General features: G+C 68.2%; 23 protein-coding genes. 9 read left to right on the forward strand and 14 right to left on the reverse strand.

The genetic code is table 11. From position 1 onward, the window contains the following. Positions 1 to 136 precede the first annotated feature (136 nt). Positions 137 to 1624: a sigma-54-dependent Fis family transcriptional regulator gene (locus DFS13_RS38130; protein WP_111442859.1), complete on the reverse strand. Its 1488-nt coding sequence runs from the start codon at positions 1622 to 1624 to the stop codon at positions 137 to 139. 316 nt (positions 1625 to 1940) lie between these two features. Between DFS13_RS38130 and DFS13_RS38135 the strand changes: the two genes are divergently transcribed. Together DFS13_RS38135 and DFS13_RS38140 are read left to right on the forward strand one after the other, a co-directional pair. Beyond that, a complete protein-coding gene (locus tag DFS13_RS38135; protein WP_034203165.1) occupies positions 1941 to 3344 on the forward strand; it encodes a GntP family permease in 1404 nt (467 codons plus the stop codon). A gap of 345 nt (positions 3345 to 3689) precedes the next feature. Continuing rightward, entirely contained in the window at positions 3690 to 3941 is a 252-nt protein-coding gene (locus tag DFS13_RS38140; RefSeq protein ID WP_006490126.1) for a DUF4148 domain-containing protein, read from the forward strand. 39 nt (positions 3942 to 3980) lie between these two features. Here DFS13_RS38140 and DFS13_RS38145 read toward each other — a convergent pair whose 3' ends face one another. Next, positions 3981 to 5576, reverse strand: a complete 1596-nt coding sequence (locus DFS13_RS38145; protein ID WP_111442860.1) for a thioredoxin family protein — start codon at positions 5574 to 5576, stop codon at positions 3981 to 3983. Positions 5577 to 5835: 259 nt separating this feature from the next. Beyond that, positions 5836 to 6336 carry a GNAT family N-acetyltransferase gene (locus DFS13_RS38150; protein ID WP_111442861.1) on the reverse strand — a complete coding sequence of 167 codons (501 nt, stop codon included), beginning with the start codon at positions 6334 to 6336 and terminating at the stop codon, positions 5836 to 5838. A gap of 580 nt (positions 6337 to 6916) precedes the next feature. On the opposite strand from DFS13_RS38150, the gene DFS13_RS38160 reads away from it, so the two are divergent. The 3 genes from DFS13_RS38160 (at position 6917) to DFS13_RS38170 (ending at position 10949) form a co-directional block, all read left to right on the forward strand. After that, complete coding sequence (locus DFS13_RS38160; RefSeq protein ID WP_111442862.1) at positions 6917 to 9256, forward strand: phosphocholine-specific phospholipase C; 2340 nt, start codon at positions 6917 to 6919, stop codon at positions 9254 to 9256. Between the two features lie 276 nt (positions 9257 to 9532). After that, a complete protein-coding gene (locus DFS13_RS38165; RefSeq protein ID WP_012493620.1) occupies positions 9533 to 9802 on the forward strand; it encodes a hypothetical protein in 270 nt (89 codons plus the stop codon). Positions 9803 to 9956: 154 nt separating this feature from the next. Further along, positions 9957 to 10949, forward strand: coding sequence for a DedA family protein/thiosulfate sulfurtransferase GlpE (locus DFS13_RS38170; protein WP_006490157.1), 993 nt, complete (start codon positions 9957 to 9959; stop codon positions 10947 to 10949). 61 nt (positions 10950 to 11010) lie between these two features. Here DFS13_RS38170 and DFS13_RS38175 read toward each other — a convergent pair whose 3' ends face one another. The 7 genes from DFS13_RS38175 to DFS13_RS38210 all read right to left on the reverse strand — a co-directional run bounded on the left by DFS13_RS38175 (position 11011) and on the right by DFS13_RS38210 (position 18891). Next, positions 11011 to 12477 carry an OprD family porin gene (locus tag DFS13_RS38175; RefSeq protein ID WP_034178623.1) on the reverse strand — a complete coding sequence of 489 codons (1467 nt, stop codon included), beginning with the start codon at positions 12475 to 12477 and terminating at the stop codon, positions 11011 to 11013. Positions 12478 to 12642: 165 nt separating this feature from the next. Beyond that, the gene (locus DFS13_RS38180; protein WP_006490168.1) at positions 12643 to 13662 is read right to left on the reverse strand and encodes an ABC transporter ATP-binding protein; all 1020 of its coding nucleotides are present in this window, start codon (positions 13660 to 13662) and stop codon (positions 12643 to 12645) included. Beyond that, positions 13659 to 14651 carry an ABC transporter ATP-binding protein gene (locus DFS13_RS38185; protein ID WP_048988809.1) on the reverse strand — a complete coding sequence of 331 codons (993 nt, stop codon included), beginning with the start codon at positions 14649 to 14651 and terminating at the stop codon, positions 13659 to 13661. Before DFS13_RS38185 ends, DFS13_RS38180 begins: the two co-directional genes overlap by 4 nt. Before the next feature lie 2 nt (positions 14652 to 14653). After that, positions 14654 to 15556: an ABC transporter permease gene (locus tag DFS13_RS38190; protein ID WP_006490122.1), complete on the reverse strand. Its 903-nt coding sequence runs from the start codon at positions 15554 to 15556 to the stop codon at positions 14654 to 14656. A 13-nt stretch (positions 15557 to 15569) separates the two neighbouring features. Further along, the gene (locus DFS13_RS38195; protein WP_006490137.1) at positions 15570 to 16508 is read right to left on the reverse strand and encodes an ABC transporter permease subunit; all 939 of its coding nucleotides are present in this window, start codon (positions 16506 to 16508) and stop codon (positions 15570 to 15572) included. Between the two features lie 11 nt (positions 16509 to 16519). Further along, positions 16520 to 18133 (reverse strand): peptide ABC transporter substrate-binding protein, encoded by a 1614-nt coding sequence (locus DFS13_RS38200; RefSeq protein ID WP_034203160.1) that lies wholly within the window; start codon positions 18131 to 18133, stop codon positions 16520 to 16522. A 179-nt stretch (positions 18134 to 18312) separates the two neighbouring features. Then, positions 18313 to 18891, reverse strand: coding sequence for a cupin domain-containing protein (locus tag DFS13_RS38210; protein ID WP_006490124.1), 579 nt, complete (start codon positions 18889 to 18891; stop codon positions 18313 to 18315). A gap of 496 nt (positions 18892 to 19387) precedes the next feature. On the opposite strand from DFS13_RS38210, the gene DFS13_RS38220 reads away from it, so the two are divergent. Both DFS13_RS38220 and DFS13_RS38225 read left to right on the forward strand, forming a co-directional pair. Beyond that, entirely contained in the window at positions 19388 to 20908 is a 1521-nt protein-coding gene (locus tag DFS13_RS38220; RefSeq protein WP_006490183.1) for a peptide MFS transporter, read from the forward strand. 120 nt (positions 20909 to 21028) lie between these two features. Beyond that, on the forward strand, positions 21029 to 21235 hold the full coding sequence (locus DFS13_RS38225; RefSeq protein WP_006490170.1) for a hypothetical protein: 207 nt from the start codon (positions 21029 to 21031) through the stop codon (positions 21233 to 21235). A 42-nt stretch (positions 21236 to 21277) separates the two neighbouring features. Here the strand turns inward: DFS13_RS38225 and DFS13_RS38230 are convergent, their stop codons facing one another. From DFS13_RS38230 to DFS13_RS38240, 3 genes are all read right to left on the reverse strand, one after another. Further along, positions 21278 to 22402, reverse strand: a complete 1125-nt coding sequence (locus tag DFS13_RS38230; RefSeq protein WP_034203158.1) for an OpgC domain-containing protein — start codon at positions 22400 to 22402, stop codon at positions 21278 to 21280. A gap of 408 nt (positions 22403 to 22810) precedes the next feature. Continuing rightward, the gene (rarD, locus tag DFS13_RS38235; protein ID WP_069352745.1) at positions 22811 to 23710 is read right to left on the reverse strand and encodes an EamA family transporter RarD; all 900 of its coding nucleotides are present in this window, start codon (positions 23708 to 23710) and stop codon (positions 22811 to 22813) included. A 16-nt stretch (positions 23711 to 23726) separates the two neighbouring features. Further along, positions 23727 to 24023 (reverse strand): acylphosphatase, encoded by a 297-nt coding sequence (locus tag DFS13_RS38240; RefSeq protein WP_006480292.1) that lies wholly within the window; start codon positions 24021 to 24023, stop codon positions 23727 to 23729. A 152-nt stretch (positions 24024 to 24175) separates the two neighbouring features. On the opposite strand from DFS13_RS38240, the gene hpnA reads away from it, so the two are divergent. Together hpnA and DFS13_RS38250 are read left to right on the forward strand one after the other, a co-directional pair. Further along, entirely contained in the window at positions 24176 to 25183 is a 1008-nt protein-coding gene (gene hpnA / locus DFS13_RS38245; RefSeq protein ID WP_006494341.1) for a hopanoid-associated sugar epimerase, read from the forward strand. Between the two features lie 108 nt (positions 25184 to 25291). Beyond that, positions 25292 to 26704: a hypothetical protein gene (locus tag DFS13_RS38250; RefSeq protein ID WP_048988815.1), complete on the forward strand. Its 1413-nt coding sequence runs from the start codon at positions 25292 to 25294 to the stop codon at positions 26702 to 26704. Between the two features lie 81 nt (positions 26705 to 26785). Here DFS13_RS38250 and DFS13_RS41270 read toward each other — a convergent pair. Continuing rightward, positions 26786 to 26845 (reverse strand): IS3 family transposase (locus DFS13_RS41270; protein WP_134163190.1); only part of this gene is annotated, 60 nt, incomplete at its 5' end.

Consider the following 26845-nt stretch of genomic DNA (forward strand, 5'->3'; position numbering starts at 1 on the left):
CACTTGGGCACATCGATGCCGTTGGCCCGTGAGGGTCCACCCCTTTTTCTGCTCTCACGTTCACGGGTGGGACGCGTTCATTTCAATTCTCCTGTTCGATGCGTTACATCGGGCCGCATCGGCATCGCCGATCGGCCTATCGGTCGATGCCGAGCGCCGCCAGTTTCTTGTACAGCGTCGCGCGACCGATGCCGATGCGCGCGGCCGCTTCGACGACCTTCCCGTCACAGGCCGCGAGTGCGTCGGTCAGGAACTGACGCTCCCACGCCGCCAGCGCATCGGCATACGAGGCGGCCGGCGCACCGGATGCCGTCGACACATCGTCCGCACGCTGTTCGGCCGGCACCGCGCCACCCTGCTGCGCCGGCGCCGCGCCGTCCGGCGAGATCCGCACCGGCCCGAGAAACGGCGCGAGCGCGCGCGCATCGATCACCGAACGGTCCGACAGCATCAGCGCGCGTTCGAGCGTATTGCGCAACTCGCGCACGTTGCCGGGCCACGGATACGCGCACAGCATCCGCAGCGCATCGTCGGTCAGCTCGCAGTGCGCGGCGCGTCCGTGCTGGGCGGCCAGCTCCTCGAGCGTCGCATAAACCAGCGCCGCGATGTCGGATGCGCGTTCGCGCAGCGGCGGTGCATGGATCGTCAGCACGTTCAGCCGGTAATAGAGATCCGCGCGAAAACGCCCGGCCGTCACCAGCGCCGGCAGGTCGGCCGACGTGGCGGCGATGATGCGCACGTCCGCGCGCACGATCCGGTTCGAGCCGACCGGCTCGAACTCCTTGTCCTGCAGCACGCGCAGCAGCTTGCCCTGCAACGGCAGCGGCATGTCGCCGATCTCGTCGAGAAACAGCGTGCCGCGATCGGCCAGCTCGAACTTGCCGACGCGTCCCTTCCGATCGGCACCGGTGTACGCGCCCGGCGCCGCGCCGAAGAATTCGGTTTCGAGCAGCGTGTCGGGAATCGCGGCGACGTTGACGGTCACGAGCGGCTGGAGCGCACGCGCCGACGCCGCGTGAATCGCATGGGCGAGCAACTCCTTGCCGGTGCCCGTCTCGCCGAGCAGCAGCACCGGCGAATCGACCTGCGCGGCGCGGCGCGCCTGGCGCTTGGTCTCGAGGCTCGCGGCACTCGTGCCGACGAAGCTCGCGAACGTGTATTTCGCGCGGCGCGCCTGGGCGAGCGAGCGCTGCGTCGCGATCAGTTGCTGCTGAAGCTGCGCGTAGCGGGAAAAAATCGGTGTGAGCGTCTTCAACTGGTCGAACAGCGCGAAGCCGATCGCGCCGACCGTCTCGCCGGCTTCGTTCTTCAACGGCAGGCGCGTGACGACGAGCGGCTCGCGGCCCGTCTCCATGATGTCGAGCAGGATCGGCTGCCCGGTCGACACCACCTCCCGCATCAGGCTGTTCGGGATCACGGCCTCGCAGTCGAGGCCGACGGCCTGCTGCGGATCGGCGAAACCGAAGCGCGCCGCGTAACGCTCGTTCATCCACACGACGCGCGCGTCGCGATCGACGACCACCGTGCCCGCACTCGAATCCTCGAAAGTCCGGAACAGCGACTCGGCGGCGCGCCGCAGCACGTCGCCGTAGTTGACGGGCAGGCGCGCCCAGTCGTTCATCATCGTGTCTTCGTCTCCGTGTATCGTCGACCGGATGTCTCCGGAACGAGACGGATTATCTCACTATGGAGACACGTCGCAATGCGTTGTCCGGGAATGCCCTGCACGATTTCGAGGGGTGACCGGATGGCCGAAACGTCTCCGGATGGAGACGTTTTATGTAGAATCGTCAGACTTGCGCCGGCGCGGGCCCGCCGGCCGCCGGCGGACCCATGTCCGGCGGCGCAATCCGGTCGATGGCACGAAACCTGCACGAACCTGAGCCGGTCCGCGGCGCGTCGCGCGATCGAACAACAACCAAAGCCATTAGGAGACTCCCTTGTCTTTCGTGATCGTCCTCGCCGCGCTGGCGTTCCTGATGTTCGCCGCGTATCGCGGCTACAGCGTGATCCTGTTCGCGCCGATCGCCGCGCTCGGCGCGGTGCTCCTGACCGAACCCGCCGCCGTCGCACCGGTCTTCTCCGGCATCTTCATGGAGAAGATGGTCGGCTTCGTCAAACTGTACTTCCCGGTCTTCATGCTCGGCGCCGTGTTCGGCAAGGTGATCGAACTGTCCGGGTTCTCCGAATCGATCGTCCACGCGGCGATCCGCTACATCGGCCGCTCGCGCGCGAATGCGGTGATCGTCGCGGTGTGCGCGCTGCTCACCTATGGCGGTGTCTCGCTGTTCGTCGTGGTGTTCGCGGTCTATCCGTTCGCGGCCGAACTCTATCGCCAGAGCAACATCCCGAAACGACTGATGCCCGGCGCGATCGCCCTCGGCGCGTTCTCGTTCACGATGGATTCGCTGCCCGGCACGCCGCAGATCCAGAACATCATCCCGACCACGTTCTTCAAGACGACCGCCTGGGCCGCGCCCGCGCTCGGTACGATCGGCTCGCTGTTCATCATCGTCGTCGGCCTCACGTATCTCGAATGGCGCCGCCGTTCGGCGATGGCGAAGGGCGAAGGCTACGGCTCGTCGCTCGTCAACGAGCCGGAACGCGTCGAGGCGAAGGCGCTGCCCCATCCCGCGCTGGCGATCCTGCCGCTGATCCTCGTCGGCGTGTCGAACTTCGCGTTCACGAAGCTGATCCCGCAGTGGTACGGCGCCGCGTCGTACACGGTCGCGCCGGACGTGCTGCCCGGCGTGCATGCGCCGGTCACGACGTCGATCAAGACCGTCGTCGCGATCTGGTCGGTCGAGGCTGCGCTGCTGCTCGGTATCGTGCTGGTCGTGCTGACGGCATTCAAGCGTGTCAGCGACCGCTTCGCGGCCGGCTCCAAGGCCGCCGTCGCCGGCGCGCTGCTCGCCGCGATGAACACCGCGTCGGAATACGGCTTCGGCGGCGTGATCGCCGCGCTGCCGGGCTTCCTCGTCGTCAGCGATGCGTTGAAGAGCATCCCGAACCCGCTCGTCAACGCTGCCGTGTCGGTCAGCTCGCTCGCCGGCATCACGGGCTCGGCGTCCGGCGGCATGAGCATCGCGCTCGCCGCGATGTCGGACCTGTTCATCAAGGGCGCACAGGCGGCCAACATCCCGATGGACGTACTACACCGGGTCGTCGCGATGGCGAGCGGCGGCATGGACACGCTCCCGCACAACGGCGCGGTCATCACGCTGCTCGCGGTCACGGGCCTCACGCACCGCGAGTCGTATCGCGACATCTTCGCGGTCACCGTCATCAAGACGCTCGCGGTGTTCTTCGTGATCGCCGTCTACTACGCCACGGGGCTCGTGTAAGCCCTGGCATCGAGGCGGCGTTCGTCCGTCGCCGTCCGCATCGCGTTTCAGGATCGGACCGCATGCGCACCGGAACGGATTCCGGAATGCGCATCCGGTCCGATTTCATTTCCCTGCCCGGCCAATCAGGTCCAATCCACGCCACCGTGCCCGCGCGCGCGTGGGGCCGCCCGGCCGCATTGCGCGGCCCCGCCGCCATCCGCCGATTGTTGCCGGGAGCAAAACACTGCGTTGGGCGCGATCGCATTTTTCACACCTCCGCCCGGGCCTACACTGGTTTCAATGTCGCCTGGCGCTTCGACAAACGAAGCGCTGCGATTCACCGGAATCGTGGAGGTCCCGATCATGAAGCGCCTGATCCCTGCCGTCGCCATCGCCCTGGCCGTCTCGGCCCCGTTTGCCGCGCAAGCCCAGTCGAACCAGCCGCTCACGCGCGCGCAGGTCCACGCCGAAGTCAAGGCGCTCAAGCAGGCCGGCTTCCAGTCGAGCGACTGGTTCTATCCGGCCAGCATCATGTCCGCCGAAGCGAAGATCGCCCGCCAGCACGACGCCGGATACGGCAGCGACCGCGGCGCGTCGTCGCAGTCGGGCCGGTAACGGAACGTCCGGCCCGCTCGACGATGCGCTCGCGCGTCGTTACGCCTTCACGGGCTGGATCAGCTTCGCGCACGCCGCCGCCTGCGGATCGCCGGCCGGCAGCTTCCCGCACACACCGTCGAACTGCTTGACGACCGACCTGACCGACGCGTCGTGCGCGCCGCTGCCGCGCCAGCGGTTCAACTGCGTGACGACCTTGGTCAGCGCGCGCAGGTTCGCGCCGTAGAACGCGTCGCGGGTCTTGTCGGCCTGCGCGAGCACACTGGCGGCAATTCCTTCGATGCGCGCCGCATCGTTCGGCGCCAGTTCCACCGCATTCGCGAAGTAAGTCGCGCCCCAGCGCAGCTTCGTCGCCGGCCCGTTCGCCGCGTCGTACGCCTTGCGATACCAGTCGAGCGCCGCCGCCTTGTCGCCGCGCGCCTTCGCGTTCGCGGCCAGCCCCGACATGAAATAGTACGGCGTGGACGAACGCGGCAGCTCGGCCTTCAGCAACGCATCCGATTCGTCGTACAGGCCGGCGTCGGTCAGCGTGTCCGCGCCTTCGCTGACGAGCGCCTGCCGCTCGTACGCGTTCGCCGCGCCCTGCACCGACGCGGCGATCTGCTTGCGCGCGGTGTCGGCCAGCGCCGATGCCGCAGCCGGCGTGCCCTTGCGCGCATCGCCGCGCGCGAGCAGCACGCGGCCGTGCAGCGCCATCAGCCGGTCGATCGACGACAGCGTGGTGTCGGTCGACAGGCGCGCCAGCGCCGTGTCGTACGTGCCGCGCAATTTCGTGCGCTGCGCGTCGTCGCCGCCGAGATACGCGACCACGCGCGCAGGGGCCGCGACCAGCACGTCCGAATCGGCCCGCGACAGCGCGGCATCGTGCAGCACCGTGCGCAGCGAATCGGCCAGCGCGGCCTTGTCGAGCGCACCGGCCTGCGTCGGGTCGTCCGACGCGGCGACCACCGCCGACTTCAGCGCGAAGCGCGCCGCTTCGGCTTTCGCCCCGGCCGCCCGCGCGCGTTGCGCGAGCGACTGCAGCGTCTGCGCGACGCGATCGGCCGGCACCGGCAGCGCACCGTCGGTATCCCATGAATAGTCGGCCAGCAGGCGCCATTCGTCCGGCGTCAGCGACGCGCCGTTCTTCAGCGCCGTCGCGAGCGTCTGCCGCACCGGGTGCGCGGCCGTCATCCCGAGCGACAGCGCCTGCATGTAGCGGTCGAGATCGGCTTCGCCCGGCAGTCGCGTCACTTCGGTGCCGTCGGGGCGGAACAGGATCATCGTCGGATAGCCGTGCACCTTGAAACGCTCGCCGAGCTTCTGCGCGCTCTCGGTATCGCCGTCGAGATACACGGGCACGAAGAACGACGAGCGCGTCTTGAAGGCCTGCTGGCTGAAGATCGTCGACTTCACCTGGTTGCACGACGGACACCATACCGCGCCCCAGTACAGCAGCAGCGGCTTGCCCTCGCGCTTCGCGAGCGCGAATGCGGCGTCGACGTCGCCGTGTTGCCACGCGATGCCGGGCGGCAGATGCGCACCGTCGGGCGATGCGTTCGCCACCGGGGCGCCCACGGGCGCGGCAGCGGCAAGCGCCGCACCGGCGGCGGCGAACAGGCAGGCGGCGGTGAGATTGCGAAGAACGGTTTTCATCGAAGCGGGTTCCGTTGAACAAGACGGTTTCAGGGAGATGCCGCGCACGCAACGAGGGCCGTGAAGCGATGACGACGAGGCCGGCCGACCTGCAGCGCCGCGCATGCATCGATACGGAAAAGCGAAGCCGGCCGCGGCGACCGGCAAATCATTCGACGATACGACGGGTACAGCCGAAGGAAAACGAACGAATTCTCGATTGAATATGACGCGCGGCATCGCGGCCGCGTGTGCCGTCACGTCCGCAGCGGCCGGCCCTTCACGGCCGCGCCTTGAGCCGGGCCATGTGATACACGGACGCATGCACGCCGTCGCGCAACGCGTAATCCGGCGATTCGCCCTCGATGCGGAAACCGTGTTTCTCGTAGAGCGCGATCGCCGCGCGGTTGTCGGTAAACACGGTCAGCTCGAGACGCGTGATGTTCAGCCAGTTCTCCGCGAGATCGATCGCGGCCGCGAGCAACCGACCGCCGATGCCGCGCCCGTGACGCGTCGCGTCGACCATCATGCCGAGCGCCGCCGCGTGGCGCCGGCGCGGATTCGGCTCGGGATGCAGACCGAGATGGCCGACCACCGTGCCGTCGATTTCGGCGACGAGGCTCACGCCGTGCTCGCGCACGTTGTCGAGCCGCTTCCGCCATTTTTCGAGCGACGGAAACGGCTGCTGCAACGTATTCATGTACACCGCGGGATGCGCGGCGATCTGCCGGATCGCGTCGACGTCGTGCGTCTCGCTGTGCCGGATCGTGATATCGGTCATGGGTGGGCCGGTTCCGAAAAGTCGCGCCGAACGCGCGGACTGCGCAGGCGCGCAGCAACGCATCGAGCTTAGCCGATTTCACGCATTTGAAACACGGGTGTCACGCCGTTGCACGTCAGGTTGCATCCGCAACCAAGCGCGCTCGCGCGATCCGCGCCCATCCGGAAAATTCTGACCGGTCACGCGTGCGGCGATCGGTAATTTCTTACCGTTTTCGATTTCGCATCGCGCTCGAACGAATCGTTGCGCACGCAACGTCACGTGCGCGACATGCGATGTCATTTCTTCATCACGCCTGCGTCATGTCGCGTCCCTAGACTGGGCGCCGCCCCAGCCCGGCATGCGCCGGCCCGGTGTGTGCCGACTCCTGCCCCGCGCACCACGAGCGCACGGCGCGCAGGATCGCGACGGCGGCCGCGGCAGCCGCGCGACGTCGCGCACCGGGCGATGCGCGCACCGCTGCAACAGGCGTCCGATGCGCCCAACGCGCACGCATCGCCGGTCGTTCCGGCGCGAGACGACGCCCGGGCACCGCCAGACGAACGCACGAACGCTCCCACCCTCACAGGACACGAACGCCATGACGTCACGCCGCAAATTCCTTCAGCAAACCGCCGGTTCCGGCCTCGCCGCCGCCGCGCTGTCCGCGTTTCCGCCGAGCATCCGCCGCGCGCTCGCGATTCCCGCCTTCCACGAAACGGGGACCATCCAGGACGTCAAGCACGTCGTGCTGCTGATGATGGAGAACCGTGCGTTCGACAGCTACTTCGGCACGTTCAAGGGCGTGCGCGGCTACGGCGACCGCTTCGCGGTGCCGTCGCCGAACGGCCGCGACGTGTTCTACCAGGCGTACACGAAGGCGACGCCCGCCGCGACCGTGACGCCGTATCACCTCAACGCGCGCCAGGGCAACGCGCAGCGCGCGGGCGGCACGCCGCACACGTGGGCCGATGCGCAGGCCGCGTGGGACCACGGCCGGATGAACCGCTGGCCCGACGCGAAGACGCCGCTGTCGATGGGCTACTACGACGCGGCCGAGGTGCCGTTCCAGCGCGCGCTCGCCGATGCGTTCACGCTGTGCGACCACTACCACTGCGGGATGCACACGGGCACGATCGCGAACCGCCTGTTCTACTGGAGCGGCACCAACGGCCCGAACGGCATCAGCCCGGCCGGCGGCAACCGCGTGAAGATCGCCGCGCTGAACAACCAGTTCAACGGCGGCAACGACATCGGCCCGTCGAGCCAGGGCTGGACCTGGACGACCTATGCCGACCGGCTGCAACAGGCCGGCGTGAACTGGAAGGTCTACCAGAGCCTGATCGACAACTTCGGCTGCAACGAGATGATGAGCTTCCGCCACTGGCGCGCGGCGATCGAGCAGATGCCGGCCGCGCGCCGGCCCACGTACGTCGCGTCGACCGACATCACGCAGCCGGTGACGGCGGCCGGCGCGTTCTACGATCCGGCGATCGACGACCCGCTGAGCCCGCTCGCGAAGGGCTTCGGCAACACGATGCCGTACGGCTTTCTCGAGACGTTCCGCGACGACATCCGCAACGGCAAGCTGCCGGAAGTGTCGTGGATCATCCCGCCGTCCGCGTACAGCGAACACCCGGGGCCGTCGAGCCCCGCGCAGGGCGGCTGGTACGTGCAGGCCGTGCTCGACGCGCTGACGGCGAACCCGGAGGTCTGGAGCAAGACCGTGCTGCTGGTCAACTACGACGAGAACGACGGTTTCTTCGACCACATGCCGTCGCCGGCCGTGCCGTCGCGCAACCCCGACGGCACGCTCGCGGGCGGCCATACGCTGTCGGCCGCCGACGTCGCGGTCGAATACCACGACTTCACGCCGGCCACGTCGAGCCAGCCGGCCGTCGACGGCCGTCCATACGGCCCGGGCCCGCGCGTGCCGATGTGGATCGTGTCGCCGTGGAGCCGCGGCGGCTGGGTCAACTCGCAGGTGTTCGACCACACGTCGACGCTGCGCTTCCTCGAGAAGCGCTTCGGCGTCGCGGAGCCGCAGATCAGCGCGTACCGCCGCGCGGTGTGCGGCGACCTGACGAGCGCGTTCAACTTCCGCACGCCGAACAACGAGCCGCTGCCGACGCTCGCGGGCCGTACGACGAAAAGCCAGGTCGACGCGCTGAGCGCCGCGCAGCAAACCGCGCCGAAGATCGTGCCGCCCGCCACGCCCGCGCTGCCGACGCAGGCGACCGGCGTGCGCCCGTCGCGCGCGTTGCCGTACGAACTGCACGCGAGCGCGCGCACCGATGCCGGCGCCGGCACGGTCACGCTGAAGTTCGCGAACACCGGCCACGCCGCCGCCGTGTTTCACGTCTACGACAAGCTGCACCTCGACCGGCTGCCGCAGCGCTACGTCGTCGAGCCGGGCAAGACGCTGCACGGCGACTGGGCCGCGCGCGCCGACAATGGCGGCAAATATGACCTGTGGGTGCTCGGCCCGAACGGCTATCACCGCCGCTTCACCGGCGACCTGAGCCGTCTGGCCGGCGCGCGTGCGCCGCACCCCGAAGTGCGCGTCGGCTATGCGGGCGCGAGCGGCAACCTCCATCTGCGGCTGCGCAACGACGGCGGCGGCACGGTGCGCTTCACGGTGAAATCGAACCAGGTCTACGGGCCGCTGTCCGGGCACGGCGGAAACGACGACCGCGGCAACGGTCATGGCCACGGCACCGACAACGCCACCGGCCACGGCACCGGCACCACCTGGACCGTCACGGTGCGCGCCGGCGACCAGTCCGAGTTGCACTGGAAACTCGACTCGACCGGCCATTGGTACGACTTCATCGTCACCGCCGACAGCGACGCGAGCTTCTCGCGCCGCGTGGCCGGCCGCGTGGAAACCGGCCGCCACTCGGTGAGCGACCCGGCAATGGGGCTCGCCGACCGCTTCTGACGCCGCCGCGGCGACGCGCGGCGCAGCGCGTGTCGCCACCCGCGCCGGCGTAGCCGAGAACGCCGCTCGGGCACCGGTTTCACCCGGTGCCCGATCCGGCTGAGACGCCCGCCCGGCGCGGCTCAAACATCAGAGGGATCGGTGGTGCAGCCCTCATTTCACCCCCACGAAAATGCTCCGTGTCGCGGCCCGTTCGCGTTAAACTGCGTCAAGCCGTATTCAACAAAGACATCTTTGCCGCTCCGGCATCCACGACACGATACGAGGATAGGTTCGATGCGCACTACCGGCTCATCCGGGGCAATGACCCTGCTCACCGAACACGACCCGGCCGACGGCCGCGAACTGCGCTCGCTCCGGCTCGAAGCGACCGGCGACGGCAAGAGCGTGCTGCTGATCGAGATCGACGAACGCAAGCCCGGCATCCATCGCGAGGTCCGCTACGAGATCACGCCGGCCGAACTGATCGCCGCGATCCGCTCGCACGGCGCCGAGCTGCCCGGCGAAAACCATGGCGCCGCCTCGCTCGCCCGCACGCCTTCCTGATTCCGGACGGTGAGCCGCGTGCCACGCGCCGGCTCACCGACATCCCCCTGCCGCCGTCAGGCGCTTTCCGTCATTCCCGCCGCTGCCTTGAAAAAGGCCGATAATCGGCCCATCTGCCTTTCCTGCCCACGCGTTTCCTTTTCGGCCAGCCGTCATGCTCCGTGACCTCGTCGCCCAGTACGGGCCGCTTCTCGTGTTCGCCAACGTGCTCGCGGCGGCTATCGGCCTGCCGGTGCCCGCGATGCCGACGCTCGTGCTGTTCGGCGCGATGTCCGCGATGCATCCGGCGATGATCGGCTCGCAGCTCGTGACGGTCGTGGCGCTGTCCGTGCTCGGCGCGCTGATCGGCGACACGGTCTGGTACGTCGCCGGGCGGCGTTACGGCGGCACGACGCTGAAGACGATCTGCCGGCTGTCGCTGTCGCGCGATACCTGCGTGAAAAAGACCGAGCGCTTCTTCGGCCGCTACGGGGTGCGCGTGCTCGCGGTCGCGCGCTTCATTCCGGGGTTGTCGCTGGTGTCGGTGCCGATGGCCGGTGCGCTCGGCACGCGCTACCGCACGTTCGCCGGCTACGACGCGCTCGGCGCCGCGCTGTGGACGATCGTCGGGCTGATGGCCGGCCTCGTGTTCTACCGGCAGATCGACTGGCTGTTCGCCGGCGCGAGCCGCCTCGGCCGTGCGGTGCTGCTGGTGATCGTCGCGCTGCTCGCCGTCTATGCGGCCGTGCGGTGGATGCGCCGCCGCGCGCTGATCCGCCAGCTCGCGAACGCGCGGATCGGCGTCGACGAGCTCGACGTGCTGCTGCGCGACACTGCCGCCCCGGTGGTGCTCGACGTCCGCTCGCCCGAGCACCGCAAGCTCGACCCGTTCACGATTCCCGGTGCACAGTTCGCCGACGAACGCCAGATCGGCGACATCGTCGCGCGCTATCCGCTCACGCAGAAGTTCGTCGTCTATTGCTCGTGCCCGAACGAAGTGACGGCCGCGCTGATGGCGAAGCGCCTGCTCGATGCAGGCTTCACCGATGCGCTCGCGCTGCGCGGCGGCCTCGACGCATGGCGCGACACGGGCCGCCAGCTCACGTCGCTCGTGGAAGAAACGCCCGCCGCGAACGATGCCGTAGCGGGATGGCACAAGCCGGCCTGATCGCACCGATCGCGGGCCGGCCGCACCGGGTCCGGACAGGGGGCGTTGCGCCCCCTTCGCATCAGAACGCGTGCAGCGGCAGGTTCACGACCAGACGGTATTCCTTGTTGGTCGCGTCCGAGTAGTGGGACGAGCCGTTGTGCCACATCGCGATGAACGTGACCTTCGTGTCCTTCAGCTTGCCGCTCTGGAACGTGTACGACGGGATGAAGCCGAACTCGTGGTGACGGCCCTGCACCGGCGCGCCGTTGCTCCAGTAGATGCTCGACTTGCTCGGGTCGTTCGCCGCACCCGCGCTGCCGTCCGCGCCCCAGCCCGTCACGCCCCACACCATCGCCTTGAAGCCCGGCAGGCCCGCTTCCTTGCCGTAGAACGTGTAACGCAGCTGCAGCGACTTTTCGTGCGGCGCGTTGTAGTCGACGTCCATCGAGTTGGTCAGGAAGATGCCGTTCGTTTCGTTCAGGTAGTCGAAGAACTGGTCGCCGAGCACCTGCTGGAAGCCGAGCAGCAGCTCGTGCGGGCCGTGCTGCGCGGCCACCGACAGGCTGTACGCGTTGTTGTTGATCTTGCCCTGCAGCGCATCGCCCGTGTCGTGCGTCGAGTAGACGTTGCCGAAGCCGGTCCACTTGATCGTCTGCGGGCTGCCGATGCTGTGCTTCACCGACGCGTAGTACTGGTGCCACACGTCGTCGGCCTGGTTCGCGTACAGCGCGACTTCGCCGTTCGGCGAGTAGTCCCACGTGCCGCCGACGTAGGTCAGGCGATTGACGCGCGTGCCGCCGTATTGCGTCGTCAGGTTGGTGAGCGTCGTATGACCGCGCGCGTCGGTCTTCGTGAAGCTGCCGGCCTCGAGCATCACGTTCTTGAATTCATTGCTGACGATCGTCGCGCCGAGGAACGTCGGCGGCAGCGCACGGTTGTCGTGCTGCTCCATGAACGGGTTGTCGACGGCCTGCAGACCGTACTTGACCACCGTGTTCGAGATGCGCGCCTTCACGTCGTAGATGCCCGGGTACGCCCATGCAAGCTGGTTCGACCCGCCGCCGCCCTTCGCCACGTGCACCATGTTGCCGGCGCCCGCGCCGCCGTCGAGTTTCAGGCCCGCGTACAGCGACGCGTCCACGCCGAAGCCGATCAGGCCCGCCGTATAGCCGGACTCGAAGTTCGCCATCACGCCCTGGACCCACGCATGGCGGTGCGGCCCGCCCTTGTTGTCGAGGATGTCCGAATAGTTGCGGAACAGGAAGTCGAGATGGCTGTCGGCGATGAAGCCCTTCGATTTCGACTGCGCCGACGGCTCGTCGGGCGGCGTGACGGCCTGGGTCGCCTCGGCGTTGACAATGGCGTTCTGGGTCGGCGCCTGCGCAACGGCCGTGCCCGTACCGGCGGCCGGTGCGGCCTGCGCGACCGTCAGCGGCACCGCGTCGTCCGCGTGCGCGACACCCGTCAGCGAGACGCCGGCGAGCGCCGGCAGTCCCCATGCAAGCAGCATCTTCGATGCCGTCCCGATCGTCTTCTGCTTTTTCATCATCATTCTCGTCTTGTGTTGATATCGTCCACGCCGGTTGCGATCCGCTTCCAGCCCCCCGGCGAGCCCGGCTAAGGACGCGCCTGTACCCGCGGCGCGAAGATCGTTCGCGCCGCACCTACCCCTGTTGACCTGCCTTGGTTATGTTTGCTGCGTCACTTCACATCACGCCGCGCCCGCGCGGATGCACGCGACGCGCGCCGCCGAGCCGTGCCGTACTTCCGGCAGCGGCACGTCCTGCGCGCACGCGTCGATCGCGACCGGGCAGCGCGTGCGGAACGCGCAGCCGGACGGCGGGTTGAGCGGCGAGGGCATCTCGCCCGCCAGCAGCATCGGACGGCGAGCACGCTCGCGCGCCGGCTCCGGCGTCGGCGCCGCATCGAGCAGCGCCTTCGTGTACGGGTGTTGCGGCACGCCGTACACGTCCTGCCGCGTGCCGAACTCCATCACGCGGCCGAGATACATCACGAGCACGCGCTGGCTGATGGCCTTCACCACCGCCAGGTCGTGCGCGACGAACAGATAGGACAACGACAGTTCACGCTGAAGATCGCGCAGCAGGTTCACGATCTGCGCCTGGATCGACACGTCGAGCGCCGATACGGGTTCGTCGCAGATCACGAGCTTCGGCTCGCCGATCAGCGCACGCGCGATGCCGACGCGCTGGCACTGCCCGCCGGAAAATTCATGCGGATAACGCAGCAGGTGATGCGCGTTCAGGCCGACGCGTTCGAGCATCGTGACCACGCGGCGGCGCACCTCGGTGCGGCCGAGGCCGGCATGATGCGTGACGAGCGGCTCCGCGACGACCTGCTCGATCGTCATGCGCGGGTCGAGCGACGCGAGCGGATCCTGGAAGATCATCTGCACTTCGCGCCGCATCGCGGTGCCGCGCAGGTGATCGGGCGCGACGGCCTGGCCGCGCCATTTCACGGTGCCGGCCGTCATCGGCACGAGGCCGATCAATGCGCGCGCCAGCGTCGACTTCCCGCAGCCCGACTCGCCGACGAGCCCGACCGTCTCGCCGCGCTTCACGTCGAACGACACACCGTCGACTGCGCGCAGCGTGCCCTTCGGCGACCACGGATAGCCGCCGAGCGGCACGCGGAAATGCACCTTCAAGTTCTCGACGGACAGCAGCGTGTCGTCCGTCGCGCCGGCTGGGCGGCGTTCATCGACGCTCATCGCAGACCTCCCGTCAGATCGGCCACCGGGCGGTGGCACGCGCGCACCGCGCCCGCGGCGCCATAGGTTTCGAGCGCCGGGCGCGCGGCGCCGCAGCGTTCTTCCGCATACGTGCAACGCTTCGCGAACGCGCAGCCGGCCGGCGCGGTGCCGGGCATCGGCGGGTTGCCGGGAATCGCGACGAGCGGCGCATCGTCCGCGTCGGTCAGCCGCGGCAGCGCGTTGAGCAGGCCGATCGTGTACGGATGCGACGGCGCCGCGAAAATCGAGTCGGCCGGCGCGTATTCGACGGTGCGGCCCGCGTACATGACCATCACGTCGTCCGCGAGGCCGGCGACCACGCCCATGTCGTGCGTGATCAGCACGATCGCGGTGCCGCGCTCGCGGTTCAGCTCGCGCAGCAGGTCGATGATCTGCGCCTGCACGGTCACGTCGAGCGCGGTGGTCGGCTCGTCGGCGATCAGGATTTCCGGCTCGGACAGCAGCGCCATCGCGATCATCACGCGCTGCCGCATGCCGCCCGAGAACTCGTGCGGATACATGCGGATGCGGCGCGCCGCGTCGGGAATGCGCACCGATTCGAGTGCGTCGATCGCGCGCTTCGTGGCTTCCTTGCGCGACAGCCTGCGATGCAGCTGCAGCGTCTCGGTCATCTGCCGCTCGATCGTCAGGAACGGATTGAGCGACGTCATCGGATCCTGGAAGATCATCGCGATGCGGTCGCCGCGCACCGCGTTCAATGCGCGCGTATCCATGTCGAGCAGGTTGTCGCCGCGGTAGCGCGCGGTGCCGGTCGTCGTGCCGTTGCCGGCCAGCAGGCCGAGCAGCGCCATCACGGTCTGGCTCTTGCCCGAGCCCGATTCGCCGACGATGCCGAGCGTCTTGCCGGCTTCGAGCGAGAACGACACGCCGTTGACGGCGTCGATCGGCGGCGCATCCTTGCGCGTGAAGCGCACGCCGAGATTTTCCACTTCCAATAGAGCTGCCATCTTCAGCGATCCTTCGGGTCGAGCGCGTCACGCAGGCCGTCGCCGACGAAGTTCACGCAGTAGAGCGTCACGCACAGCATGACGGCCGGGGCCAGCAGCAGCCACGGCATCGATTCCAGTTTCTGCGCGCCGTCCTGGATCAGCACGCCCCAGCTCGTCATCGGTTCCTGCACGCCGAGGCCGAGGAACGACAGCACCGATTCGGTCAGCACGATGTTCGGCACCGAGACGGTCGCGTACACGACGACCACGCCGAGCAGGTTCGGCACGACGTGGCGCAGCACGATCGACCCCGGCGACACGCCGATCGCGCGCGCCGCGTCGACGAACTCGCGATTGCGCAGCGACAGCGTCTGGCCGCGCACGACGCGCGCCATGTCGATCCACGAGAACGCGCTGATGGTCAGCACGACCAGCATGAACGAGCGGCCGAACAGGGTCATCATCAGGATCGCGATCAGCAGGTACGGGATCGCGTACATCATGTCGACGACGCGCATCATCACGGAGTCGACGCGGCCGCCCGCGAAGCCCGCGGTCGCGCCCCACGCGACGCCGAACAGGCCCGACACGAGCGTGCCGAGCAGGCCGACCTCGATCGAGACGCGGCCGCCGATCAGCGTGCGCACGAGCAGGTCGCGGCCGAGCTCGTCGGTGCCGAACCAGTGCTGGTTCGCCCAGGTCGGCGGCAGGCTGATCGCGCCCCAGTCGCTCGCGGCGGGATCGGCCGCGAGCAGCCACGGGCCGACGAAGCACGCGAGCGTGATCAGCGCGAGCAGCACGAGGCTGAACACGGCCGCGCGGTTGTGAAGGAAGCGCGCGAACGCCAGCTCGAGCGGCGAGCGCGAACGCGGCGGCGAATCGGTCTGCACGGGCAGGCCGACGACGGGAGTGGTCGGAGTCATCGCTGTGCCTCGCTCAATAACGGATGCGCGGATCGAGCCACGCGTACGCGAGGTCGACCAGCAGGTTGAACAGCACCGCGCAGACGGTCGTCAGCACGACGAGGCCGAGCACCAGCGTGTAGTCGCGGTTGATCGCGCCGTTCACGACGAGCTGCCCGAGGCCCGGCAGCGCGAACACCGATTCGGTGACGACGGCCGCCGTGATCGACGTGATGCAGACCGTGCCGAACAGCGACACGACCGGCATCAGCGCGGGCTTCAGCGCATGACGCAACACGATCGTCGAGCCCGGCAGGCCCTTCGCGCGCGCGGTGCGGATGTAGTTGCTCGACAGCGTCTCGATCATCGAGCCGCGCATCACGCGCGCGAGCAGCGACACGTTGATGAAGGTCAGCAGCACGATCGGCAGCAGCCGGTATTGCCAGCCGCCGTCGCCCCAGCCACCGGCCGGCAGCCAGCCGTTGCCGGCCGACGTCTTCAGCAGGATCGCGAAGATCCACACGAGCACCGGGCCGAGCACGAACGGCGGCACGACGTTGCCGAAGTTGCCGATCAGCATCACGAAGCGGTCGATCACGCTGTCGCGGCGCACGGCCGCGACGGTGCCGAGCAGCACGCCGAGCACGATCGAGACCGGGATCGACACGCCGCCCACGCCGAGGCTCACCGGCAGCGCCTTCTTCACGAGATCGTTCACCGACCAGTCGACGTAACGGAACGACGGACCGAGATCGCCGTGCAGCAGCGAGCCGAGATACAGCAGGTACTGCTTCCACAGCGGCTCGTCGAGGTGGTATTTCGCGTTCAGGTTCGCAAGCGTCGCGGCGGACAGCTGCTTCTCCGTATCGAACGGGCCGCCGGGCGTGAAATGCAGCAGCAGGTAGCAGACGGTGATGACCGCGAGGATCGTCGGCACCGCCCACAACGTGCGCCTCAATGCATAGGCCAGCATGATCGCTCCGCTCAGTGCTTGATCAGGTACAGGTCCTGCGAAGCACGCATGTCGATCACGTTCTTCAGCGAATAGCCGCCCACGTAGGGCTTCACGAGACGATCGGCCGAATACTGGAACAGCGGCACCATCGGCGTGTCCTTCATCGCCATGTCGTGCGCCTGCGTGAGCAGCGTGGTGCGCGCCTGGTCGTCGAGCTTCTGGTTGCCTTCGTCGACGAGCGCGTCCATCTGCTTGTTGCAGTAGCCGACGGTGTTCTGCGAGCTGCCGCAGCGGATCAGGTCGAAGAAGGTCATCGCGTCGTTGTAGTCGGCGAACCAGCCGTCGCGCGCGATCTGCACCTTGCCGTCATGCCGCTGCTTCATCAGCACCTTGAACTCGACGTTCTCGAGCTTCGTGGTGATGCCGAGCTTGGTGCGCCATTCCGATGCGGTGAACAGCGCGACCTTCTTGTGCAGGTCGTTGGTGTTGTACGTGAGCGTGAACGACAGCGGCTTCGCGTCCGAGTAGCCAGCCTGCTTCAGCAGGTCCTTCGCGGTCGCGATGCGCTTGGCCATCGGCCACGACGCCCATTCCGGCGTGAACGGCTGCACGCCCTTCGTGCCGTTCGGCATCAGCCCGTACATCGGCTTCTCGCCGGCCTGCGTGAGCTTCGACGTCAGCACGTCGCGATCGATCACCATCGACAGCGCCTGACGCACGCGCTTGTCCTTCAGCGCCGCGTCGCTGTTGTTCAGGTAGTAGTAGTAGGTCGCGAGCTGCAGGCCCGGGCGCAGTTCGGCGCCGAACTGCTTGCTGACCTGCTGGAAGATGCCCGACGGGATCGAGTAGCTGTAGTCGATCTGGCCGGCCTGGTACATGCGCATCGCGGTTTCGTCGCTTTCGATCGGCAGGTACGTGACCTTGTTGATCACGACCTTCGACGCGTTCCAGTACTTCGCGTCCTTCGTCGCCACGATGCGGTTGTTCGGCTGCCAGTCGACGAGCTGGTACGCGCCGTTGCTGACGATGTTGCCCGGGCGCGTCCATGCGTCGCCGAACTTCGCGACCACGTCCTTGTTCACCGGCGCGAGCGGCGCCATCGCGGTCAGTTCGGGGAAGAACGCGACGGGCACGTCGGTCGTCACCTCGAGCGTGTACGGATCGACGGCGCGCACGCCGAGCGTCGACGGCGCGGCCTTGCCCGCGATGATGTCCTTCGAGTTCTTGATGAACTCGACGAGGATCGTGTATTTCGAGCCCGTCTTCGGATCGACGAGGCGCTGCCACGAATAGACGAAATCGGCGGCCGTCACCGGCTGGCCGTTGCTCCACTTCGCGTCGTGGCGAAGCTTGAAGATCCACGTCTGCGGCGTCTTGCGTTCCCACGACAGCGCGACGCCCGGCACGACCTGGCCGGCCGCATCGATGCGCGCGAGCCCTTCGAACAGGTCGAGGCCGATCGTGTTGCCGGTCCACGATTCGATGTGCGCGGGGTCGAGCGACTCGACTTCGGCGGGCACCTGTCGCGTCAGGTCCTGTTGCGGAGCGAGCGTGACGTTGGACGGAACGGTCACGGCGTGGGCGACGGGCGCCGTCAGGGCGAGCGCGGCCAGCACGGCCGACATGGCATGCAAGGATTTCATCGTGGCAGTCTTGAGAAGGTGTGTTCGGTGAGCGTCGCGCGGCGGATGCCGCGGCTTACGCGTGAGACGCTGACGGGTGCAGCGATTGAGGAGGCCCGTGGTTCTCGTATTGCATGTTAGTATTCCTTACATTTCTTTCGACAGGCATCCCGTCGAAGAAACGAAGGAATACCTGTGCGTTAGAACAGCCTCGGTGTCCCGACCCAGACCACCACCGACTCGATCTTCGCGGTGTTGACCCAGCTGTGCGGGACCGTCGACTGATAGTGCGAACTGTCACCGGCCTGCAGGACGAACGTCTTGCCTTCCAGCGTCAGCGACACTTCCCCTTCAATCACGTACAGGAACTCCTCTCCTGCATGTGTCGTCACCTCGGACCGTTTCTGCCCCGGCGGCATCCTCACGAGGATCGCCTCCAGCTGGCGTCCTTCGGACACGTTCGTCAGCCTCGCGAACAGGTTCGTCGAATCGGCGAACCCGAAGAAGCGCAACTGATCGCCTCGGCAGACCGAGCGTTCTTCACTCGGCGTATCCACGAAGTACTGCACCGTCACACCGAGCGCGTGGGCGATTCCGGCCAGCGACGTCAGTGACGGCGACGCGAGCCCGCGCTCGACTTGAGACAGAAACGGCTTCGAAATCCCCGCGGCGGTAGCGGTGTCGTCGAGCGTGCGCTTCAGACGTTGGCGCAACGCGCGAATCTTGCTGCCGAGTGCGACAGCGTCTGCCGATCGCGAGTTTTCAGTGGGGGGAACCATAGCAGGCCGAAAAGTGATCGTCAAAAAATGTTTGATGGAAAGTAACTAAGTTAATTAGAGATAGCTTAATCTTCGGGTTCGTACACGTCTTCGGTGTTGAGCCTGGTGCACTAAACAGGGCACGAAGCGAACGAAACGACGCGCTATCTTGCCAGACTCGCCGGCTTCACAGGCAAGCTGCAAGCGGCTCTCCGGGAATCTTCGGAGGACCTGCGCCAATGCTTACAACTAGATGATGAGACGAATGTTGCTGAAAGCTGCTGCCACATCGGGAGTTTCCCTAGGTAGCGCACACCTGTCGCACCGGACCGGCACCCGCTACCATGCGCGCGCCGGTCGGGGACCTTCCCCGCCCCATCGGGCGGTGTCCGACCCCGGCCCGGGCTAACCGCCCGACTGTTCCATCGCCTGCACAAGCCTATCCGGCCGATTGTGCACCGGCGCCAGTTCGACCCAAGACGACGCGTGATCCGTGCCGTCCGTTTCAACGAGATTGATGATGCATTCACCTGTTTCCCAAACCCGATCGTTTACGACGGTCTTCCTCATCGAAATGTGGGAGCGCTTCGGCTACTACGGCATGGCCGCGCTCCTGGTCCTCTTCATGGTCGACCGGCTCGGCTTCACCGACAGCCACGCGAACCTGACCTGGGGTGCGTTCACCGCACTCGTCTACGCCGCGCCGTCGATCGGTGGCTGGATCGGCGACAAGGTGCTCGGCGCCCGCCGCACGATGATCATCGGCGCGTCGGTGCTGTGCGCCGGCTACCTGATGCTCGCGGTGCCGAACGATCACCTGACGTACATGTATGCGTCGCTCGGCGTGATCGTCGTCGGCAACGGCCTGTTCAAGGCCAACGCGGCGAACCTCGTGCGCCGCATCTACGAAGGCGACGACGCGCGCATCGACAGCGCGTTCACGATCTACTACATGGCGGTCAACATCGGCTCGACGGTGTCGATGCTCGCGACGCCGTGGATCAAGGATCACTGGGGCTGGCACACCGCGTTCGCGGTCTGCTGCGGCGGCATGCTGCTCGCGATCCTCAACTTCATGCTGATGCACCGCACGCTCGCGCACGTCGGCTCGCAGCCGGACGACGAGCCGATCCGCTGGAAGCGCCTCGGCGCGGTCGCGGCCGGCGGCGTCGGGCTCGCGCTGATCACGCTGTACGTGCTGCAGCACAAGCAGCTCGCGGTCGCGAGCGTGTGGACGGCGGCATTCGCGATCCTCGCGATCTTCGCGTACATGATCGCGAAGTCGGAGCGCTCGGAGCGCGCGGGCCTGATCGCGGCGCTCGTGCTGATCGGCCAGGTGATCCTGTTCTTCATCTTCTACGTGCAGATGTCGACGTCGTTGACGCTGTTCGCGCTGCGCAACGTCGATCCGCGCTTCATGCTGTTCGGCACGACGCTGTTCACGTGGAGCGCCGCGCAGTTCCAGGCGCTGAACCCGATCTGGATCATGCTGCTGAGCCCGGTGCTCGTGTGGGTCTACAACGCCGTCGCGAAGGGCGGCCGCGACCTGCCGGTCGCGGCGAAGTACGCGCTCGGTTTCGGCGCGGTCGCCGCCGGCTACCTGGTGTTCACGATCAGCGGCCGCTACGCGGTCGACGGCCGCGTGTCGTCGTGGTTCATGGTGTGGGGCTACGGCCTGTACTCGCTCGGCGAGCTGCTGGTGAGCGGCCTCGGCCTCGCGATGATCGCCCGCTACGTGCCGGCGCGCATGAGCGGCTTCATGATGGGCGCGTATTTCGTCGCGACGGGCGTGTCGCAGTATCTGGGCAGCGTCGTCGCGAACTTCGCGCAGATGCCGTCGCACGAACTGCCGGCCACCGAATCGCTGCCGCTCTACCTGTCGCTGTTCGAGAAGCTCGGCTGGCTCGCCGCGATCGGCATGCTGCTCGCGCTGCTGCTGCTGCCGCTGATGAACCGCCTGTCGCGCCAGCATCAGCGCTGCACCGACGAGCGCCGCGAAGAAGCGCTGCAGGCGCAGGCCGCCACCGCCGCGCAGTAAGGACTATCCCTCGGCGTGCGGCTCGCACGCCACATTCTCCCGCCAGACACGCGAACGCGTCCTACACTGGTTGCAGGCAACGCATCCGCTTCGCGCGATGCGCACTGGCGGGAGAACACGATGAAAAGCAAGACGACGCGGCTTTTGAGGATTCTGTCGGACATCCGGCACGCGCAGCGCTGCACCGCGATGCGCGCCGCCCGGGCCGCGGCCGAAGCCGATGCGGTCCTCGCGGAGCGCGACGACCCGGCGCAGGACGAACGCGAAGACGCCGAATCCGACGACGCATCCGCCACGCCCCGCTCCCGTATCGGCTCACCTCACTGACGCCGCGCGGCGCCTGCCGCGCCGCCCGCATCCGTCGCGCGCCTACGCCGCCGCGCCGCGCCATCGCGCGATCCACGTTCCCGAACCGGCTACCGCCATCATCAGCCCGACCGCGCATGCGTCGGCCACGAGGCCCACGCCGACATGCCGCAGATCGGCGCTGCGCACGGCCGGATGCAGCAGCGAATCGATCACGAGCGAGATCGCCGCGCCCGCGACGAAGCAGATCAGCCCGCGCTGGCCGACCGCCACGACGGGCCGCACGCCCTGTGCGATCCGCGCGATCCAGCCGAAGCGCACGCAATCGGCCATCAGCCACGCGACGGCCGCGAAGCTCACGACGCGCGGCAGCGCGAGATCGCGCTTGAGCACGCCTTCCGGCACCGGCAGCCCCGAGAACAGCTTGTAGCTCGCGCAGCCGAGCACGATCGCGCATGCGAGCCCGGTCGCCGCGGCGCCCCAGCGGCCGAGCGCGATGCGGCGGTAGAACGGCTGGCAGCGCGCGAGCACGCCGGCGACGAACATCAGTTGCCACGCGAACGGATTGAAGCTCCAGCGGAAACCGTCGGTGTCCAGCAGTTCCGGGCCGAGCCAGCCCGCCGCGAGCCACGACGCGACGCTGAGCGCGACGAGCAGCCACGGATGGCGCCGCGCGAACGGCACCAGCACCGGCGACGCGAGCGCGAACAGCACGTACATCGGCAGCACCGACGCCAGATACGGCTGGCGCTGGAACGTCAGTAGCTCGGCGGCGCCCGTGAGCGGCGACGCGAGCATCACGCTGACGTCGTCGAGCGCGAGGTTCGGCGCATCGATCCCGTAGTGATCGAGCACCGCCGACACGACGAGCATCAGCGTCGACGTCGCGAGAAACGCGCGGTAGATCTGCATCGCGCGCCGCACGAAACGCCGCTGCGCGGCGCGCGCGCCGTGCCGCTCGGCGATCGCGCCGTATGCGCTCGCGGTCGCGAAGCCGCCGAGGAACACGAACACCTCGGCCGCGTCGCACAGCGCGAACGCGTGCAGCGTCACGCGCGACAGCACGCTCGCGCCGATGTGATCGACGACGATCATCAACAGCACGAGCCCGCGGAAGAAGTCGATTTCGATCAGGCGGCCGCCGCGCGACGGCTGGACCGTGACGGAAGGCGGCGGGCTCAACGACATGAGCGCACCTGCACGACGGCGGTGCGGCGCGCACCGGGGAAAGGATCGGGAAAAGGCAGGCGAGCGCGATCGGCGGCGATACGCGTATGCTCGCATCGCGCCAACCCGGCCGGCTTGGCGCGGAGGTGACCGTTCATGGAAAAGCTGCATACGAAGGGAAGTCGGTCAGGCCAGTCTAGTAGCCGATCAGGGGAGACCCTAAGTAACAAAGTGCAACCGAATCTTCTGTTCGATTACAAGCGCGAGCGTTGCGCGGCGAAGCAGGCAGCGTCGCCAGATTCGCGTCAGCGCGTCGCCAGTTGGCGGTCAGGATCGAGGGAGTCGGCGACACAACGCGCGGTGTTCGACGCTCGGATGAAGCGCGACGCGCGGCGCGTTCCGCGCGGCCGGCGCATCGCGACGATGCGGTTAACCGCGCGCGGGCAGGCGCCGCATCAGCATCGCGCTGTGCCACGCGGTCAGCGCGACGGCGATCCAGATCGGCCCGTACGTCGCGAGCTGCGCGACGCTCAGCGTTTCACCGAGCAGCAGCAGCGACACCACGACGAGCAGCACGGGCTCGACGTAGCCGAGAATCCCGAACAGCGCCATCGGCAGCATCCGGCTCGCCTTCAGGTAGCTCGCCAGCGCGAGCGTGCTGAGGATGCCGAGCCCCGGCAGCAGCACGGCCCACAGCAGCGGATGGCCGGCGACGCGCGTGGTGCTCGTCGCGACCATCGCGAGCGCGATCGGGCACAGCAGCGCGATCTCGATCGCGAACGCGGCCAGCGAATCGGCGTTGATGCGCCGGCGCAGCACGAAATACGGCGGATAGCCGAGCGCGACGACCAGCGTCGGCCATGCGAACGCGCGCGTCACCCACACCTCGTGCGCGACGCCGAGCGCCGCACAGGCGACCGCCGCCCATTGCAGCGGGTCGAGCCGCTCGTGATAGTAGAAGCGGCCGACGAGCACCATCGTCAGCGGCAGCAAGAAATAGCCGAGCGACACTTCGAGCATGCGGCCGTGCAGCGGCGCCCACAGGAACAGCCACAGCTGCACGCCGAGCAGCGCCGCGCTCACCGGCAGCGCGATCAGCAGGCGCCAGTCGCGCGCGCAGCGCCGCGCCAGCCCGACGAGCGCCGGCCAGCGGCCGCGCAGCGCGATCAGCGCGAGCGCGCCCGGCGCGGTCCACACGACGCGCCACGCGAAGATGTCGAGGCCCGTGAGCGGCGCGAGCAGTTTCGCGTAAGCCGACATCAGCGCGAACAGCGTCGACGCCATCACCGACAGCATGAGGCCGCGCCCCGCCTCCGGATACCCCGTCATGATCGTTGTGCGCCTCTTACTGCTGCTGGAAGCGTTCGAAGCGCTTCTCGGTCCGGCGTTCCTCGAACGTCACCTCGGTCACGCGCGCGGCGGGCGGCCCGTGGCGAAGCCACGCGAGCATCCGGTCGATCTGCGCGCCGGGGCCCTGGATCATCGCCTCGACGGTGCCGTCCTCGAGATTCGCGACCCAGCCGCGCAGCTTCAGCGCATGCGCCTCGCGCACCGTCGCATGACGAAAGCCGACGCCCTGCACGACGCCGCGCACCCGCACGTAGTAGGTCTCGATCCGTTCGTCCAGCTCATTGCGGCTCATTGCGTCGCCCTCCCGTTGCATTCAAGCCCGGCATTGTAGTCGCGTCGGCCGCTTCGCACACGCGCCGGCCGGGCGTCGCCGCGCACGCCGACCACGTACAATCTCGCCGATGCCCAACCGCCGCGCCGCCCGCGCGGCCCTGAAGGAAACGCATGACTGATACCTCCCGCGATCTCGTTCTCGTCACCGGCGCGTCCGGTTTCGTCGGCTCGGCCGTCGCGCGCATCGCGCAGCAGAAAGGCTATGCGGTGCGCGTGCTGGTGCGCCCGACCAGCCCGCGCACGAACGTCGCGGATCTCGACGCCGAGATCGTCACCGGCGACATGCGCGACGAGGCGTCGATGCGCGCCGCGCTGCGCGGCGTGCGCTACCTGCTGCACGTGGCGGCCGACTACCGGCTGTGGGCGCCCGACCCCGACGAGATCGAGCGCGCGAACCTCGAAGGCGCGGTCGCGACGATGCGCGCGGCCCGCGCGGCAGGCGTCGAGCGGATCGTCTACACCAGCAGCGTCGCGACGCTGAAGGTGACGAGCGCCGGCGATCCGTCCGACGAGAACCGGCCGCTCACGGCCGAGCAGGCGATCGGCGTCTACAAGCGCAGCAAGGTGCTCGCGGAGCGCGCGGTCGAACGGATGATCGCCGACGAAGGGCTGCCGGCCGTGATCGTCAACCCGTCGACGCCGATCGGCCCGCGCGACGTGAAGCCGACGCCGACCGGCCGCATCATCGTCGAGGCCGCGCTCGGCAAGATTCCCGCGTTCGTCGATACGGGGCTGAACCTCGTGCACGTCGACGACGTCGCGCACGGCCACTTCCTCGCCCTCGAGCGCGGCCGGATCGGCGAGCGCTACATCCTCGGCGGCGAGAACCTGCCGCTGCAGCAGATGCTCGCGGACATCGCGCAGATGACGGGCCGCAAGGCGCCGACGATCGCGCTGCCGCGCTGGCCGCTGTACCCGCTCGCGCTCGGCGCCGAAGCGGTCGCGAAGTTCACGAAGAAGGAGCCGTTCGTCACCGTCGACGGGCTGCGGATGTCGAAGAACAAGATGTATTTCACGTCGGCGAAGGCCGAGCGCGAGCTCGGCTACCGTGCGCGCCCGTATCGCGAAGGGCTGCGCGATGCGCTGGACTGGTTCGGCTCGGCGGGCTACCTCAAGTAACACAAAGCGGCGCGCCTCGCGCCGCTTTGCGCACTTTGTTACACGTCGCGCGCGGACCGGCATCGGCGCAGCGGTTAAAATCGCGGGTCTTACGCAGAGAAGACACGCATGAACCTGAACGATCAGATCGCTTCGCTCGCCACGGGCGTCGATCAGCTCCTCCACGATCACCACGCCGCGCAGCAGGCGGCACGCAGCGCGGAAGCCTTCGCGCGCGCCGCGGCAGCGGAAGCCCGGGCCGCGGCCGAGCGCCACGCCGCGGCGGAAGCCGACGCGCAGGCCGCCGCGCAGCGCCACACGGCCGCTGCCGCCGATGCCGAAGCCGCGCAGCGGCGCCACGCCGATGCCACCGCCGCCGCCGAAGCGGCCGCCCAACGTCATACGGATGCCGCCGCGCAAGCCGAAGCCGCTTCGCAGCGCCATGCGGAAGCCACCGCGCTGACCGAAGCGCTCGCGCAACGTCACGCGGATGCCGAAGCCGCGTCGCAGCGTCACGCGGCGGCGATCGCCGAAGCCGAGGCCGCCGCGCAGCGTCATCACGCCGCCGCGACCGAAGCCGAAGCGGCCGCGCAACGTCATGCCGCAGCGACCGCCGAAGCGGAAGCCGCCGCGAAGCGCCATGCGGAAGCGACCGCCGAAGCCGAAGCAGCCGCGCAGCGCCACATGGCCGCGATTGCCGAGGCCGAGGCGCTCGCCCAGCGTCACACGCAGGCGCTCGCCGACACGCAGGCCGCCGCCCGGCGTCACGACGAAGCCACCGCGGAGGCGGAAGCCATCACGCAACGTCACGCCGAAGCGATCGCCCAGGCCGAAGCCGCCGCGCAACGCCACGCCGAAGCGACCGCCGAAGCCGAAGCCCTCACGCAGCGCCACACCGAAGCGATCGCTCAGGCCGAAGCGGCCGCGCAGCACCACGCGAAGGCCATCGCCGACGCCGAGGCGCTGGTCGAGGCCGTCGTCAAGGAAGCCGCGACGAACGCGGTGGCCGCCACGGCGGTGACGGCCGAAGCCGTCGAGCCGGCACCGGCGGATACGCCGGCAGCGGAGCCGGCCGTGCACGCAGTCGCGCCGGTTGCGGCCGAAGCAGCCGAGGTGCCGACCTCAGCCGACGCCGAAACCGCGATCGTCCCGGCGGCGCAAGCCGGCGCCGCGGGCGAAACCGAAACCGACAGCGACACCGTTGCCGCGCCGGCCGACAAGGCGACGCTGCACGTCGCGCGCCCGTCCCAGAACGAACTCACGCTCACCATCAACGGCGAATCGATCACGCTGCATCCGGAGCAACTGGGCCAGCTGATCGAGGAACTCGCGCACGCACGCGCGTCGATGCAGCCGGAGCCGCCGCCCGGCATTCCGGCCGGCTGGCGTTTCGTGACGACGAAGAACCCGATGATGGCCGTGCAGAAGCAGTCGAACGGCGACCGTCTGCTGGTCGCCCGCCACACGGGCTACGGCTGGGTGCCGTTCACGTTCTCGCCGGACGTCGTGGTCCAGATGTACATGATGCTGACCCAGCGGTAAGCGCCGGCATCGGTATACGACACGGCAGAAAATAAAACAGCCCGACCGTGAACTGACCCCACGAAGTTGGACGGTTAAAAGCTAGGCACCCAAGGACTGAGTTCTGTATTGCACGGGACTCAGTCCTTTCAGTTTGAGCTT

The organism is Burkholderia sp. 28_3, from assembly GCF_003253915.1.
GTDB lineage: Bacteria > Pseudomonadota > Gammaproteobacteria > Burkholderiales > Burkholderiaceae > Burkholderia > Burkholderia cenocepacia.

Coding starts and splice junctions, on each gene's coding strand:
- DFS13_RS38230 (WP_034203158.1), bottom strand. CDS start 22,402: ATGTCGTTGAGCCCGCCGCCTTCCGTCACGGTCCAGCCGTCGCGCGGC.
- DFS13_RS38145 (WP_111442860.1), bottom strand. CDS start 5,576: ATGAAAACCGTTCTTCGCAATCTCACCGCCGCCTGCCTGTTCGCCGCC.
- DFS13_RS38180 (WP_006490168.1), bottom strand. CDS start 13,662: ATGAGCGTCGATGAACGCCGCCCAGCCGGCGCGACGGACGACACGCTG.
- hpnA (WP_006494341.1), top strand. CDS start 24,176: ATGACTGATACCTCCCGCGATCTCGTTCTCGTCACCGGCGCGTCCGGT.
- DFS13_RS38210 (WP_006490124.1), bottom strand. CDS start 18,891: ATGGTTCCCCCCACTGAAAACTCGCGATCGGCAGACGCTGTCGCACTC.
- DFS13_RS38225 (WP_006490170.1), top strand. CDS start 21,029: ATGAAAAGCAAGACGACGCGGCTTTTGAGGATTCTGTCGGACATCCGG.
- DFS13_RS38200 (WP_034203160.1), bottom strand. CDS start 18,133: ATGAAATCCTTGCATGCCATGTCGGCCGTGCTGGCCGCGCTCGCCCTG.
- DFS13_RS38160 (WP_111442862.1), top strand. CDS start 6,917: ATGACGTCACGCCGCAAATTCCTTCAGCAAACCGCCGGTTCCGGCCTC.
- DFS13_RS38165 (WP_012493620.1), top strand. CDS start 9,533: ATGCGCACTACCGGCTCATCCGGGGCAATGACCCTGCTCACCGAACAC.
- DFS13_RS38185 (WP_048988809.1), bottom strand. CDS start 14,651: ATGGCAGCTCTATTGGAAGTGGAAAATCTCGGCGTGCGCTTCACGCGC.
- DFS13_RS38130 (WP_111442859.1), bottom strand. CDS start 1,624: ATGATGAACGACTGGGCGCGCCTGCCCGTCAACTACGGCGACGTGCTG.
- rarD (WP_069352745.1), bottom strand. CDS start 23,710: ATGACGGGGTATCCGGAGGCGGGGCGCGGCCTCATGCTGTCGGTGATG.
- DFS13_RS38170 (WP_006490157.1), top strand. CDS start 9,957: ATGCTCCGTGACCTCGTCGCCCAGTACGGGCCGCTTCTCGTGTTCGCC.
- DFS13_RS38140 (WP_006490126.1), top strand. CDS start 3,690: ATGAAGCGCCTGATCCCTGCCGTCGCCATCGCCCTGGCCGTCTCGGCC.
- DFS13_RS38240 (WP_006480292.1), bottom strand. CDS start 24,023: ATGAGCCGCAATGAGCTGGACGAACGGATCGAGACCTACTACGTGCGG.
- DFS13_RS38220 (WP_006490183.1), top strand. CDS start 19,388: ATGATGCATTCACCTGTTTCCCAAACCCGATCGTTTACGACGGTCTTC.
- DFS13_RS38175 (WP_034178623.1), bottom strand. CDS start 12,477: ATGAAAAAGCAGAAGACGATCGGGACGGCATCGAAGATGCTGCTTGCA.
- DFS13_RS38150 (WP_111442861.1), bottom strand. CDS start 6,336: ATGACCGATATCACGATCCGGCACAGCGAGACGCACGACGTCGACGCG.
- DFS13_RS38195 (WP_006490137.1), bottom strand. CDS start 16,508: ATGCTGGCCTATGCATTGAGGCGCACGTTGTGGGCGGTGCCGACGATC.
- DFS13_RS38250 (WP_048988815.1), top strand. CDS start 25,292: ATGAACCTGAACGATCAGATCGCTTCGCTCGCCACGGGCGTCGATCAG.
- DFS13_RS38190 (WP_006490122.1), bottom strand. CDS start 15,556: ATGACTCCGACCACTCCCGTCGTCGGCCTGCCCGTGCAGACCGATTCG.